Source organism: Arthrobacter sp. SPT-J7, assembly GCF_059089965.1.
Window position 1 is genome coordinate 1 of record NZ_JBNHFF010000078.1, and the last position, 13,005, is coordinate 13,005.

Here is a 13,005-nt window from a genome sequence, read left to right on the forward strand (position 1 = left end):
CGAGGGCGACGACCCTTCGATGACCCAGCCGCTGATGTACAACCTGATCGAAGCCAAGCGTTCAGTGCGCAAGCTTTACACCGAGTCGCTGATCGGCCGTGGCGACATCACCGAAGAAGAAGCCGAGCAGCTGCTCCGCGATTACCAGGAACGGCTGGAGCGGGTCTTTGCCGAGACCCATGCTGCCCAGACATCCCCGATTCCGATCGTCACGGCGGATTCCGCAGCGGTGTCCGACATTGAGCGGCCTATCGCCCAGCAGTCCGACTCCAGCACCAACTCCCCCGTGTCCACCGCCATCCCGGCAGACACCCTGGCCCGGATCGGCAAGGCGCACCTGGAAATCCCTGACGGGTTTACCGTCCACGCCAAGCTCAAGCAGCTGCTGGAGAAGCGTGAACAGATGTCCCGCGAAGGCGGCATCGACTGGGGCTTCGGCGAGATCGCAGCCTTTGGCTCCCTCATCATGGAAGGCGTGCCGGTGCGCCTGGCGGGCCAGGACTCACGCCGCGGCACGTTCGTCCAGCGCCACGCCGTCTTCCACGACCGCGCCAACGGCAAGGAATGGCTGCCGCTGGGCAACCTCTCCGATGACCAGGCCAAGCTGTGGATCTACGATTCACTGCTGTCTGAATACGCTGCCATGGGCTTCGAATACGGCTACTCGGTGGAGCGCCCTGACGCCCTCGTCCTGTGGGAAGCCCAGTTCGGCGACTTCGTAAACGGCGCCCAGATCGTCATTGACGAATTCATTTCCTCCGCCGAGCAGAAGTGGGGCCAGCGCTCGTCCCTGGTGTTGATGCTTCCGCACGGCTACGAGGGCCAGGGCCCGGACCACTCCTCCGCGAGGATTGAGCGCTTCCTGCAGATGTGCGCCGAAGAGAACATGATCGTGGCCAACCCCACCACGGCGGCTTCGCACTTCCACCTGCTGCGCCGCCAGGCGTACAGCCGGCCGCGGAAGCCGTTGATCATCTTCACGCCCAAGCAGCTCCTGCGCCTCAAGGCTGCCGCGTCGTCCGTGGAGGACTTCACAAACGGCGGGTTCCGGCCTGTCATCGGTGAGCATGAGCAGCTGGCCGCAGACGCCGTCGAACGCGTTCTGTTGGTCTCGGGCCGCCTCTATTACGACCTCCTGTCTACCCGGCAGAAGACCAATGACAAGACGACCGCGATCGTCCGGGTGGAGCAGCTTTACCCGCTGCCGCACGCGGAGATCGCAGCCGAGCTGGCCAAGTACCCGAACGCCGAGGTTGTCTGGGCGCAGGACGAGCCCGCCAACCAGGGGCCGTGGCCGTTCATTGGCCTGAACCTCCCGGATGCCCTTGACCGGAGGGTCCGCCTGGTGTCGCGTCCGGCTTCGGCCTCGACGGCCGCCGGCTCCATGAAGCGCCACGCCGCGGAGCAGGATGCCCTTCTGAAACAGGCATTTGCGCGGAAGTAACCCGTAAGGCTGCCCGGCCGGACGTCGAAATACCAGACTCCGGCCGGGCAGTTCTGTTTAATGGGATGGACAGCGCCGGCCCGATCCCCTATGTGGTCCGGGTGGCGACGGGCAGCCAGCACCGAAGTTAAGAGGAACGTGTGGAAGACAGGAAGCTGCGTATCGCAGCTGTAGGAGATGAATTGCTGGCCGGTCTGGGTGACCCCCGGGCGCTCGGCTGGCTGGGCCGCGTCTTGGCCCGCACTCCCCAGGATGGCGTGCTCCTGGAAAGCTACGCCCTCCCCTGTCCGCAGGAAGGCACGGAAGGCCTGGCCGCCCGCTGGATGGACGAGGCCGGCAGGCGGTTCAGCGACCAGGCCGAGAATCGCCTGGTGATAGGCCTGTCCGGCCGGGATATCGAGTTCGGACTTTCCACCGCCCGCAGCCGGCTCAACCTGGCCAACATCCTGGACTCGGCGTCACAGAACCGCCTGGGGGTCTTTGTGGTGGGGCCACCACCCACCCTGGACCCTGCGCAGAACCGCCGGCTGGACGAGTTGAACACTGCGTTCGCTGATGTGACCACGCGCCGCAAGCATCTGTATGTGGATACTTTTTCTCCCCTCCTCAACCACGAACAGTGGCGCCAGGACCTGGCCGCGAACGGCGGCACGCCAGGGCAGGCCGGCTACGGGCTGATGGCCTGGCTGGTACTGCACCGTGGCTGGTTCCAGTGGCTGGGGTTGGCCGTCCCCGAGTAGTAGACGGGATTCGCGATATATCTTGACCTCGGCCCGCTCCTGCAGTAGGTTGGATCCCGTCACGCGATATATCGTCTGGGAGGACCTATGACTGAGCAAACCTGGGATGTCACGAGCTCGCAGACCATCGACGTCGACTCGGTGACGTCCCTGAAGTTGGGCATGGTGCGAGGCCGCTTCGACGTGGTGGCGCACCACGAGCCAGTCACCCGAATAGAGATTTCCGAGGTCCAGGGCGACCCCGTTGCGGTCTCGCTGGAGGACGGCCGGCTGGAAGTCCGTCACCAGCTGCACGGGCCCCAGGGCTGGTTCAAGAACCTGATGGGAACGGTCAACCACAGCAGCGAGAACTACGCAGTCATCAGCATTGCGGTTCCGGCGACGGTTGAGGTTGAGGCAGGCACCGTCAGCGGTGACGGCCTCGTGTCCGGGACGGCGGGCCGAACGCGCCTGAACACTGTCTCCGGTTCTGTGATGGCCGACGGCACGGACGGTGAACTGCACGTCAACACCGTCAGCGGCGAGGTGGCTGCCCGCGATCACACCGGCGTCCTTACTGCCAAGACCGTCTCCGGAGAGGTGACGGCCTCCGGCAACTTCAGCCACATCCGGGCCAACACGGTCAGCGGCGGAATGAGTTTCGACCTGCTGGGCTTCACCCAGGACTTCGGCGCAAACTCAGTATCGGGAAACCTCACCATCCGAATCCCCCACGACGTCGGCGTGGATATCGTGGCTAAATCGGCCAGCGGAACGGTGGTGATTGACCACCAGAAGTACCACGTGCCCGGGGGCAGGGTGGAAACAATCGCCGGTCCGGACACCAAACTCATGCTGGTCAGGACCAATTCCGTGTCAGGCACAACGTCCATCGTCCACAGTGGACCATCCGGGAATGCGGAAGAACGGCCCTAATGCCCGCCGTCTTCGCCCACGGTGCCCTGCGGCTTTACCTTCTGTCCCTGCTGGAGTCCGGTCCGAAGCATGGCTACGATCTCATCAAGGCGCTCAAGGATCGGTTTGGCGGCACCTACTCCCCCAGCGCGGGCACCATATACCCTCGGTTGGGGAAACTCGAGGAAGAGGGCTTGGTGGCCACGGAGTCGGCCGGACGCCGCACCAACTACCGCATTACGCCTGCCGGATTGGCAGAGTTGAACCTGCGCCGCGAAGAACTGGCGGCGGTGGAGAACGAGATTTCCGCCTCCGTACGGCGGCTGGCAGACAACCTCCGCGAAGACATCCGCAGCAATATGCGCGGGTTGCGGGCTGACCTTGCAGCAACGGCGGAGGCGGCCCGGGCCGCCGCCGGTTCGGTTGACTCCGCCGCCTCCAGCGGCAGGTCGGCAGCCGAGAGCAGGCGTTCCCTGAAGGAAGCCGAGACGATGCTCCAGGTCTTCCGTGATGAGCTCCGGACCGAGCTGCGGCTGCAGGCAGGCAAGCAGCCGCTCAGTCCGGTGGTCCTGGAAACACTCAGGACGGTGTTGGAACAGGCCCGCATCGCCGTCCGGAACTCCCTCCTCGAAAAGTAGCCGCCGCGCCGAAACCGCACATTGCACCGCAGGTCACGAGGTGGTCGCCGGTTCGCGGGGTGCCGCATCATGTGCGAGACTTGAGGGCAGCTCTTTTGAGTACCAACAGTAAGGAGGCCAGCTATGAGCAAGCGTGCACGCAAGCGTCGTGACCGTAAGCGTGGCGGCGCGAACCACGGGAAGCGCCCCAACACCTAGGCAAAATGCCAGGTACTACGGTTCACAGCAAAGGACCCCGGAAGCTATTCGGCTTCCGGGGTCCTTTGTATTTATTGACGGGATCGTCGCCCTGGTTGGCTGCTGGACTACTGGCGCGGGCTAGGCGTCCACCGGCCGAATAGCATGGATCCGGTCCAGGATGGCGTTCTTGAGGTTCTCGGGAGCAGCCTCAGTGCAGGAACGCTTGACCATGTTGCGGATGACGCACTCCAGGTCGTACTGCTCCGCGCACTCGGGGCAGTCATCGAGGTGGGTCTTTATTTCCGTGATGTCCTCACGGGTCAAGGCACCGTCCAGATACTCATAGATGCGTTGCATCCGGGTGTCGTCGCAGTCGCCCAATCCCTGGCAGTCGCTCATTTCCTGTTCTCCTGTTGTGTGCTTTCCGCCGCGTCCTGCGGACGTGCGGCCGTTTTGAATCCCCGCTCGGCGGCGTACTCCCCGAGCATGTCCCGCAACATTCTCCGGCCGCGGTGGAGCCGGGACATCACTGTGCCGATGGGCGTGTTCATGATGTCTGAAATTTCCTTGTACGCGAAGCCCTCGACGTCTGCGAAATAGACCGCCAGGCGGAACTCTTCGGGGATGTTCTGGAGCGCGCGCTTGACGTCCGAATCGGGCAGGTGATCCAGCGCCTCTGCCTCAGCGGAGCGGAGCCCCCTGGAGGTGTGTGATTCAGCGCGCGCCAACTGCCAGTCCTCGATGGTGTCCGAGTTGGACTGGAGCGGCTCGCGCTGCCGTTTCCGGTACAGGTTGATATAGGTGTTTGTCAGAATCCGGTAGAGCCACGCCTTGAGGTTGGTTCCGGGCTTGTACTGGTGAAACGCGGAAAAGGCCTTGGTGTAGGCCTCCTGGACGAGGTCCTCCGCGTCGGCAGGGTTCCGGGCCATGCGCATCGCCGCCGAGTAAAGCTGGTCCACATACTGCATCGCGTCGCGTTCAAACCGGACGCGGCGCTCCTCAGCAGATTCCGTGGAAAGCTCAACCACCTCTTCGGTGGTATCCGCTTCGGGCTGCAGGGATTTTGTCGTTGGCTCTGCAGGCCCGGGCCGGGCGTCAGCGCTGCTCTTGGCTTCGCTTTGGGAAGCCTCATACATGGCCGAAACGGCCGGATCCAAGGTGCTCATTGCCTTCAAGTCTACTGTCAGGCTGCGCGCACGCGGCGAGCCGTACTCGGGGGGTTCGTCCTCGAACGGGTGCATTGCCACTGGGACTGCCGCGTCAATTTCTTCCAACACCCGCCTCAAGGCCCAACTCCGCTCTGTTGTCCGGTGCTTTGTGGTTCGGGTCCGGCTCTCGCGGACCCAGCATCCATAACCCCGGGCCTTGGGCAAATATTCCCCAAAAGTGCAAGACTAGAACGGACTTCGCCGCAGCCGACGCGGTTCGTCCATCCAGGAGGAAATCCATGTCCTTTGTCCGCACACTTGCCCGTCCCATGCTGGCTTCCAGTTTTGTACTCGCCGGAATGGATAAGCTCAAGAACGCCGATGACACCGCCCAACAGTTGTCACCCCTGCTGAGCAAGGCAACGGCGGCGCTGCCGTTCCGTACTGACGAGAAGACGCTGGCACGGGTGATTGGTGGCACGCAGGTGGGTGCAGGCGTCCTCTTTGGGTTCGGGAAGTTTTCGCGGCTTTCAGCCACTGTGCTGACCGTCATTTCCCTTCTCAACACTTTTGTCGAGTGGCGCAGCGCGGACATCAGCAGCAAGGAAGGCCGCGGGAACCGCCGCAATCAGCTGCTCAAGAACCTTTCATTGAGCGGCGGTGCCCTGCTTGCTTCCGTTGACACGGCAGGCAAGCCGGGACTGGCGTGGCGCGCGGAGCACCTTGCTGCCGACGCACGGAAGGGCGCCGCCCACCTTGCCGCGGATGCCAGGAAGACCACCAACAAAAAGCTCTCCAAGGCCGATAAGGTGGTCCGCCGCGCCGTTGAACAGGCCACGGGAGCATAAGCAGGACATGACCGCCGAGCCCGCCACCACCCAGGACAACTCCGGAACGTCCCTCCCCCCCTGGCCCGCCCCCTTCGCCTCCCGTCCAGTGGATGCCACCATCACGGTGCCCGGTTCTAAGTCGCTGACCAACCGGTACCTGGTCCTCGCCGCCTTGGCCAACGGCCCGTCGCGTTTGCGCGCGCCGCTGCACTCCAGGGATTCCGCGCTGATGATTGACGCGCTCCGGCAGCTGGGGGCCACCATCACCGAGGTGCCGGGAGACGGGGCGTTCGGGCCAGACCTGGAGGTCCTGCCGCTGCCGGCGGATGCTGCATCGGCTTCCACCAGGATCGACTGCGGCCTTGCGGGCACCGTCATGCGGTTTGTTCCGCCGCTGGCGGCGCTGCGGAACGGCGCCAGCCTGTTCGACGGCGACCCGCACGCCCGGAAGCGGCCGATGGGAACCATCATCGAAGCACTCAAGGCGCTGGGAGTGGCCGTTTCCGCTGAAGGTGGCGGCCCGCCGTCGTCACTGCCGTTTGCAGTGGAAGGCACCGGAGAAGTACGCGGCGGACATTTGGTCATCGATGCCAGCGCCTCCTCACAGTTCGTTTCGGCGCTTCTCCTCGTGGGGGCACGGTTCACCGAGGGCCTGCACCTTGAGCACGTAGGGAAACCTGTACCGAGCCTCGACCACATCAATATGACCGTCGCTGTCCTGCGGGCCGCCGGTGTTGTTGTTGACGATTCGGTTCCCAACCACTGGGTTGTTGCCCCTGGGCCCATCCAGGCCTTCGACCAGCGGATTGAGCAGGACCTGTCCAACGCCGGCCCGTTCCTTGCCGCGGCCCTGGCCTCCGGGGGAACGGTGCGGGTTCCCGGCTGGCCCGAACATACGCAGCAGGTGGGAGATCTTTGGCGGTCCATCTTGACCGACATGGGCGCGGAAGTCAGCCTGCGCGACGGCGTCCTAACCGTGACCGGCGGACCGGAAATCAAGGGCGCGGATTTCGCGGACACCAGCGAGCTGGCCCCGACGGTCGCTGCGCTGTGTGCCCTGGCCAGCGGGCCGTCCCGGCTCAGCGGGATTGCACACCTGCGCGGGCACGAAACCGACAGGCTGGCCGCGCTGGTCACTGAAATCAACCGCCTTGGTGGTGATGCCGAGGAGACCAGCGACGGCCTGGTGATCCGGCCCGCAAAACTGCACGCCGGCGTCGTCCGCAGTTACGCCGACCACCGGATGGCCACCGCCGGGGCCATCCTGGGTTTGGCAGTGGAGGGCGTGAAGGTGGAGGACATCGCCACTACCGCCAAAACCATGCCGGACTTTCCCCGGCTATGGGCAGACATGCTCGCCCAGGCAGGACCCTCCGCTACCGGTACGGAAGGTTCTACCGGTGGCGCGGAGCACTGATTCCTGGGATGAATCGGATGTCCGCATCCGGCCCAGCAAAAAGGGCTCCCGTCCCCGTACCAAGGACCGGCCCAGCCATGACGACGCCGTGACGGGACGCATCATCACCGTTGACCGCGGCAGGTATACGGCTGTGGTGGATGAGGACTCCGGCAACGAACGGGTGGTCATTGCAGCGAGGGCGCGGGAGCTCCGCCGCAATCCGGTAGTGGCGGGCGATTTCGTCTCCCTCGTGGGCGACGTCTCCGGGGAGCCGGACACCCTGGCCCGACTGGTCAAGATCCAGGACCGCAGGACCCTCCTGCGCCGCAGCGCGGATGACACCGATCCCGTGGAACGGGCCGTGGTGGCCAACGCGGACCAACTCGTGGTTGTGGTGGCTGCTGCCAACCCCGAGCCCCGCACCGGCTTCATCGACCGTGCCCTGGTGGCGGCGTACGACGCCGGGATCGAGCCGATCCTGTTGGTCACCAAGGCGGACGTCAAGGATCCAGCGGAGCTGCTGTCCAACTACACGCACCTCGACCTCCCCGTGATCATCAGCCGGACGGCCGACTCCACCGCTTCGGGGATCGATGCCCGCTCGGACGACGGCCTGTCCGCGCGCCTGGACAGCAGGGCCGTCGCGGAGCTCCGCGGCTACCTGGACGGAAAGGTGACCGTCATGCTGGGGCACTCAGGCGTCGGCAAATCGACCATGGTGAACGCGCTGACGGGGGCCGAACGTGCCACCGGCGGGGTCAATGCGGTAACGGGGCGGGGCCGGCACACGTCGTCGTCAGCGTTGGCCCTGCGGCTGGCGGACGCACCCGCCGGCAGCTGGATTATCGACACCCCGGGCATCCGTTCCTTCGGCCTGGCCTACGTGGACCCGGACCGGATCCTGCGCTCCTTCCCGGACCTCTCCCCCGGCATCGAGGACTGCGAACGTGGCTGCAAGCACACCGCCACGGCCGTGAACTGCGGCCTTGACGCCTGGGTGGCGGGCGGGCATGCCGGCGCCACCGGGGAAGCGCGCCTGGCATCCCTGCGGCGCCTTCTGGGTACCGACCCCCGGATGGAGGCGCAGGAGGCGAAGGAACTCGGCAGCGTCAACTGACGGTGCCGATCTCCCAGCAGAACCGCGCGCAGACGGTAGTTTTGTAACCATGATCCAACCCGCTTCAAGCTACAACGATGACCTGCGCCTGGCGCACGTCCTGGCAGATTCCGTGGATGACCAGACCATGAGCCGCTTCAAGGCCCAGGACCTCCAGGTGGAGACCAAGCCCGACTTGACGCCGGTCACCGACGCGGACAAGGCTGCGGAAGAGGCCATCCGCGGCCAGTTGTCCCGCTCCCGTCCGCGCGATGCCGTACTCGGTGAAGAGTTCGGCAGCACCGGCCACGGGTCCCGCCGCTGGATCATCGACCCCATCGACGGCACCAAGAACTTCGTCCGTGGCGTCCCCGTCTGGGCCACCCTGATCGCTTTGGTGGATGAGGGCGAGCCCGTTGTTGGAGTGGTCAGCGCCCCGGCCCTGGGCAAGCGCTGGTGGGCGGCCAAGGGCATGGGCGCCTACATGGGACGGTCGCTGGCTGCTGCCACCCGGCTCCGCGTCTCGAATGTCGCCAACCTTGCGGATGCTTCGTTGTCCTACTCCAGCCTGGGCGGGTGGAAGGAACGCGGGAACCTGGACAACTTCCTGGGCCTTACTGAGGACGTGTGGCGGACCCGGGCATTCGGCGATTTCTGGTCCTACTGCATGGTGGCCGAAGGCGCGGTGGACATAGCCTGCGAACCCGAACTCAACCTTTACGACATGGCGGCACTCGTGCCGATCGTGGTCGAAGCGGGCGGCCGGTTCACCTCCCTCGAAGGGGAGGACGGACCGTTCGGCGGCAATGCGCTGGCCACGAACTCCATCCTGCACTCCGAGGTGCTCCGCAGGTTGAACCCCGACTTGGATGATCTTCTCTAAGCACTTTCCGAACAATGAGCGGCGGACGGCTCCTGCAGGAGGCGCCGGCCGCCGTTTCTTCGGCTGAAGCAGCACTTTTCAGCCAGCGTAACAAAGTGCTTAACATTCGAGCCGGCTTCAAACCTTCCTACCCCATGTCCTACGCTCTTAACCAGGTCACGAGTGCCAGCGCGAAACCCCGGTTTGCTGGCCGGCAACCCTCCAACCGCGGTGGGGTGCCCCGGGTGACGACCAGGCCGGTCCGGAACGGATGCGGCAAGCGCGGATTCCCGGAGCAGGGAGTCCTTTTCGATGTGAGGTCTCTGTGACAACTGCCACTGTCTCCCCCAACGCCGCCGCCCAGCCCGACACCATTCAGGCTGAAGCCGCTGTCCTCTTTGATGCCCGCCGCGCTGTTGCCAACCGTCCCCTTGCTGCGGTCACGGGTGCGGAAATCCAGGCGCCCCTGATCGCCGGCGGGCACGTGCGGTATGCAAACCTCGACTATGGTGCCTCGGCTCCTGCCCTTTCGGTAGTCTCGGCCTACCTCAACGAGATCCTGCCCTTCTACGCGAGTGTGCACCGCGGCGCCGGTTACGCTTCCCAGATCAGCACGTCCGTTTACGAGAACGCACGCAGCATCGTCCGGGAATTTGTCGGCGGCCGCCCTGACGATTCGGTGATTTTCACGCGCAACACCACCGACTCCCTCAACCTGCTGGCTGGTTGCCTGCCTGCCACGGACGGTCATCCGGACGGCGACGTCCTGTACCTGGACATCGAACACCACGCGAACCTGCTGCCGTGGCAGGGTGTTCCCCACCGGAGCATCGTTGCCGCTGACTCTATCGCCGGGACCATCGAGTCCGTCCGTGCGGAGCTGGAGCAGGGCGGTGTGAGCCTGCTCGCCGTCACCGGCGCCTCCAACGTCACGGGTGAGATTCTTCCCATCCGGGCTCTCGCTTCACTAGCCCACGAATACGGCGCAAGGATCGTGGTTGACGCGGCCCAGCTCGCACCGCACCGCCGCGTGAATATCGCCGCGGACGGCGTCGACTACCTGGCCTTCTCCGGCCACAAGCTCTACGCGCCGTTCGGTACCGGCGTGCTGGTGGGCCGCGCGGACTGGCTCGACGCCGGAACGCCCCATCTCGCCGGCGGCGGCGCGGTGAAGGAAGCAAGGCTCGACGGCGTCAGCTGGGCCACTGGCCCGGCCCGCCATGAGGGTGGCTCGCCCAACGTCCTTGGCGCAGCCACCCTGGCCCGCGCCACCCAGGTGATCGCCGGGCTGGACCAGGAACAGTGGCATGCGCACGAGTCGGCCATCCGCTCCTTCCTGGTGGAAGGCCTGCAGAAGATCGACGGCGTGACCGTGCACCAGATCTTCAAGGACACCAACCCGGACACGGACACGATCGGCGTGGTCAACTTCTCGGTGGAAGGCTACGACGCCGGACTCGTGGCCGCCTACCTGTCCGCTGAGCACGGCGTTGGCCTGCGGGACGGACGGTTCTGCGCGCACCCGCTGTTGAAGCGGCTGGGGCTTCCTTCCGGCTCCCTTCGTGCAAGTTTCGGCGTCGGCTCACGCCTTGAGGACGCAGAACGGCTCCTTGCCGGAATCGACTCGCTGCGCCGCAACGGCCTGGGGTGGGACTACGTCGTGGACGCGGGACGGTGGGTTCCCGCCAACGACACCCGGACCTACCCGCACTGGGCACCCAACACTCCGGGAACCGCCGGGGCGGCTCCCTGCATCGACGACTGAGCCTCGTGCCCGCTATGGGTTCGCACTGACTTACTGATCTTGCCTCTACAGCGGGTGCGGTAAATTCGAAGGATACCCAAGGGCATCGGACGAAGGAGGCCACACTTGGTACGGGGTGGCCCCAGGCTTGATCAAGGACGGCGGCGCGAGCTCGGCCAGAGCTTCCAGGACGGCGGCCGGCACTACCAGCAGGTCCGTCCCGGCTACCCGGAAGAAGCAGTCCATTGGCTGGTGCCTGCAGGCGCCCGTGATGCGCTGGATGCCGGTGCCGGCACCGGAAAGTTCACTGGGCTGCTGCTGGACATGGGCCTGGCCGTGACGGCGGTGGACCCCTCCGCGGACATGCTCGAGCAGTTACGGGTGCACTATCCCGCGGCAACGGCAGTCAGGGCCACAGCGGAGGCGACGTGCATGCCTGCCCAAGCCTTCGACGTCGTAAGCGTTGCCCAGGCCTGGCACTGGTGCGACGCCCTGGCAGCAAGCACCGAACTGGCCCGAGTCCTCCGCCCGCACGGGACGCTGGGCCTGATCTGGAACCAGCTGGATACATCCGTCCCCTGGGTCCACCGGCTCTCCCGGATCATGCACGCAGGGGATGTGTACAAGCCAGGCTTCCGGCCGCTCGTGGGGCCCGAGTTCCGCGGGCTTGAGGGTCACGTCACCCACTGGCAGGACCGCGTCAGCACTACCGGCCTCGTGGAGCTCACGAAGTCGAGAAGCTACTACCTGCGGGCCAGCGAAACCACCCGGGCCAAGGTGCTGGCCAACCTGGACTGGTACCTCCACGACCACCTGGGCCACAGCCTGGATGAAGAGCTCGAACTGCCGTATCTGACCCTTACCTGGCGGGCCTTCAAGGCGTGACGGTGAACCGGGAACGGGTAGGCTGGGAGCTGTGAAGACCAGCGCGCCCTCCTCCTCCATCGAGGATTACGTCAAGGTCATCTACTCCTTCACGGAATGGCAGGACAAGGCCATCACGTCTTCCCAGCTTGCGCAACGCCTCGGCGTCGCCAATTCCTCGGTTTCCGAAATGGTCCGCAAGCTGAAGGACCAAGGCCTGGTTGACCATAAGCCCTACAGCGCCATCACGCTGACGGACGCCGGAGTCCGGCTGGCCCTCTCCATGGTGCGCCGCCACCGCCTGATTGAGACCTACCTTGTCCAGCAGCTGGGCTACAGCTGGGACGAGGTCCATGACGAAGCCGAGCTGCTGGAACACGCCGTCTCAGACACGTTTATTGAGCGGGTTGCGGAAAAACTCGGAAACCCGCGACGGGATCCGCATGGGGACCCCATTCCCACCGCCGACGGGGAAGTGCTGATGCCCCGCGCCCACCTGATGGGTGAGCTGGACCAGGGGCACACCGGCAGGATCACCCGGATCAGCGATGAAAACCCGGAGCTTCTCCGCTATCTTTCTGCCGAGGAGATAGGCCTCGATGCCGAAGTGGAGGTTGTAGGCCGTAAGCCCTTCGGCGGCGCCCTGGTGGTGCGGATCAGGAACTCGAGCCGGACCAGGGATTACGACCTGGCCGATGAAATCACGTCAGCCCTGTGGGTGCACAGCGACCATACCCACCCGGGCTGCCTGCTGGGAGACAGCTGAATGAAGCCGGCGGGAATGCCGGCGGGCCGCGCCTGGCTCGCTGTCGCCGCCGGAGGCTTCGTCGGCACTGAGTTGCGCTATGGACTGGGGCTGGCGTTTCCGGACCTTCCCGGCGCGGTTCCGTGGGCCACGCTGTTGATCAACGTCGGCGGCAGTTTCATCCTGGCTGCTTTGACCACAATCTGGATGGCCCGCCCGAAAACCGCGTTCTGGTTACGGGCCGGACTGGGACCTGGCCTGCTGGGGTCCTTCACCACCTTCTCTGCCGTGGTGTTTTCCGTAGACCAGTTGGCACGCGCCGGCGAGCATATGGCTTGGGCAGCCTACCTGGCGCTGTCAGCGCTTCTGGGGCTGGCGGCGGCGGGCCTGGGTTGGCGCTGCGGGAAGCTGGTGGCCGGTT

Annotated in this window: 15 protein-coding genes and 1 riboswitch; of the genes, 13 read left to right on the forward strand and 2 right to left on the reverse strand. The window is 65.2% G+C overall.

Annotated features, from left to right (window positions below; translation table 11 throughout):
* The 5 genes from AC5RWX_RS23655 to AC5RWX_RS23675 all read left to right on the forward strand — a co-directional run.
* The coding region (locus AC5RWX_RS23655) for a 2-oxoglutarate dehydrogenase component E1 family protein (protein ID WP_494098737.1) at positions 1-1,444 on the forward strand (1,444 nt) is incomplete at its 5' end.
* Between the two features lie 140 nt (positions 1,445-1,584).
* Entirely contained in the window at positions 1,585-2,184 is a 600-nt protein-coding gene (locus AC5RWX_RS23660; protein WP_494098738.1) for a GDSL-type esterase/lipase family protein, read from the forward strand.
* An 87-nt stretch (positions 2,185-2,271) separates the two neighbouring features.
* Complete coding sequence (locus AC5RWX_RS23665; protein WP_494098739.1) at positions 2,272-3,099, forward strand: DUF4097 family beta strand repeat-containing protein; 828 nt, start codon at positions 2,272-2,274, stop codon at positions 3,097-3,099.
* Positions 3,099-3,716 carry a PadR family transcriptional regulator gene (locus AC5RWX_RS23670; RefSeq protein ID WP_494098740.1) on the forward strand — a complete coding sequence of 206 codons (618 nt, stop codon included), beginning with the start codon at positions 3,099-3,101 and terminating at the stop codon, positions 3,714-3,716. The genes AC5RWX_RS23665 and AC5RWX_RS23670 overlap by 1 nt, the downstream gene beginning before the upstream one ends.
* Positions 3,717-3,839: 123 nt before the next feature.
* Positions 3,840-3,914 (forward strand): 50S ribosomal protein bL37, encoded by a 75-nt coding sequence (locus AC5RWX_RS23675; protein ID WP_369299106.1) that lies wholly within the window; start codon positions 3,840-3,842, stop codon positions 3,912-3,914.
* 120 nt (positions 3,915-4,034) lie between these two features.
* Here the strand turns inward: AC5RWX_RS23675 and rsrA are convergent, their stop codons facing one another.
* Both rsrA and AC5RWX_RS23685 read right to left on the reverse strand, forming a co-directional pair.
* Positions 4,035-4,295 (reverse strand): mycothiol system anti-sigma-R factor, encoded by a 261-nt coding sequence (gene rsrA, locus AC5RWX_RS23680; protein ID WP_494098741.1) that lies wholly within the window; start codon positions 4,293-4,295, stop codon positions 4,035-4,037.
* Complete coding sequence (locus AC5RWX_RS23685) at positions 4,292-5,137, reverse strand: sigma-70 family RNA polymerase sigma factor (RefSeq protein ID WP_494098750.1); 846 nt, start codon at positions 5,135-5,137, stop codon at positions 4,292-4,294. Before AC5RWX_RS23685 ends, rsrA begins: the two co-directional genes overlap by 4 nt.
* A 206-nt stretch (positions 5,138-5,343) precedes the next feature.
* Between AC5RWX_RS23685 and AC5RWX_RS23690 the strand changes: the two genes are divergently transcribed.
* From AC5RWX_RS23690 to AC5RWX_RS23725, 8 genes are all read left to right on the forward strand, one after another.
* Positions 5,344-5,892: a DoxX family protein gene (locus AC5RWX_RS23690; RefSeq protein ID WP_494098742.1), complete on the forward strand. Its 549-nt coding sequence runs from the start codon at positions 5,344-5,346 to the stop codon at positions 5,890-5,892.
* A gap of 7 nt (positions 5,893-5,899) precedes the next feature.
* Entirely contained in the window at positions 5,900-7,291 is a 1,392-nt protein-coding gene (aroA, locus tag AC5RWX_RS23695) for a 3-phosphoshikimate 1-carboxyvinyltransferase (protein ID WP_494098743.1), read from the forward strand.
* Positions 7,275-8,390, forward strand: coding sequence for a ribosome small subunit-dependent GTPase A (gene rsgA / locus AC5RWX_RS23700; protein WP_494098744.1), 1,116 nt, complete (start codon positions 7,275-7,277; stop codon positions 8,388-8,390). The genes aroA and rsgA overlap by 17 nt, the downstream gene beginning before the upstream one ends.
* A gap of 49 nt (positions 8,391-8,439) precedes the next feature.
* On the forward strand, positions 8,440-9,252 hold the full coding sequence (gene hisN / locus AC5RWX_RS23705) for a histidinol-phosphatase (protein WP_494098745.1): 813 nt from the start codon (positions 8,440-8,442) through the stop codon (positions 9,250-9,252).
* A 154-nt stretch (positions 9,253-9,406) separates the two neighbouring features.
* Positions 9,407-9,520, forward strand: a riboswitch (SAM riboswitch).
* Positions 9,521-9,556: 36 nt separating this feature from the next.
* A complete protein-coding gene (locus tag AC5RWX_RS23710; RefSeq protein WP_494098746.1) occupies positions 9,557-10,996 on the forward strand; it encodes an aminotransferase class V-fold PLP-dependent enzyme in 1,440 nt (479 codons plus the stop codon).
* A 105-nt stretch (positions 10,997-11,101) separates the two neighbouring features.
* Positions 11,102-11,860, forward strand: a complete 759-nt coding sequence (locus AC5RWX_RS23715) for a class I SAM-dependent methyltransferase (protein WP_494098747.1) — start codon at positions 11,102-11,104, stop codon at positions 11,858-11,860.
* Positions 11,861-11,891: 31 nt separating this feature from the next.
* On the forward strand, positions 11,892-12,605 hold the full coding sequence (locus AC5RWX_RS23720) for a metal-dependent transcriptional regulator (RefSeq protein ID WP_494098748.1): 714 nt from the start codon (positions 11,892-11,894) through the stop codon (positions 12,603-12,605).
* Positions 12,606-13,005 (forward strand): fluoride efflux transporter FluC (locus AC5RWX_RS23725; RefSeq protein ID WP_494098749.1); only part of this gene is annotated, 400 nt, incomplete at its 3' end.

Excerpts from the sequence above, each read along its gene's own strand:
- aroA (WP_494098743.1), top strand. The coding sequence starts at position 5,900 with ATGACCGCCGAGCCCGCCACCACCCAGGACAACTCCGGAACGTCCCTC.
- AC5RWX_RS23685 (WP_494098750.1), bottom strand. The coding sequence starts at position 5,137 with ATGCACCCGTTCGAGGACGAACCCCCCGAGTACGGCTCGCCGCGTGCG.
- AC5RWX_RS23665 (WP_494098739.1), top strand. The coding sequence starts at position 2,272 with ATGACTGAGCAAACCTGGGATGTCACGAGCTCGCAGACCATCGACGTC.
- rsrA (WP_494098741.1), bottom strand. The coding sequence starts at position 4,295 with ATGAGCGACTGCCAGGGATTGGGCGACTGCGACGACACCCGGATGCAA.
- hisN (WP_494098745.1), top strand. The coding sequence starts at position 8,440 with ATGATCCAACCCGCTTCAAGCTACAACGATGACCTGCGCCTGGCGCAC.
- AC5RWX_RS23690 (WP_494098742.1), top strand. The coding sequence starts at position 5,344 with ATGTCCTTTGTCCGCACACTTGCCCGTCCCATGCTGGCTTCCAGTTTT.
- AC5RWX_RS23670 (WP_494098740.1), top strand. The coding sequence starts at position 3,099 with ATGCCCGCCGTCTTCGCCCACGGTGCCCTGCGGCTTTACCTTCTGTCC.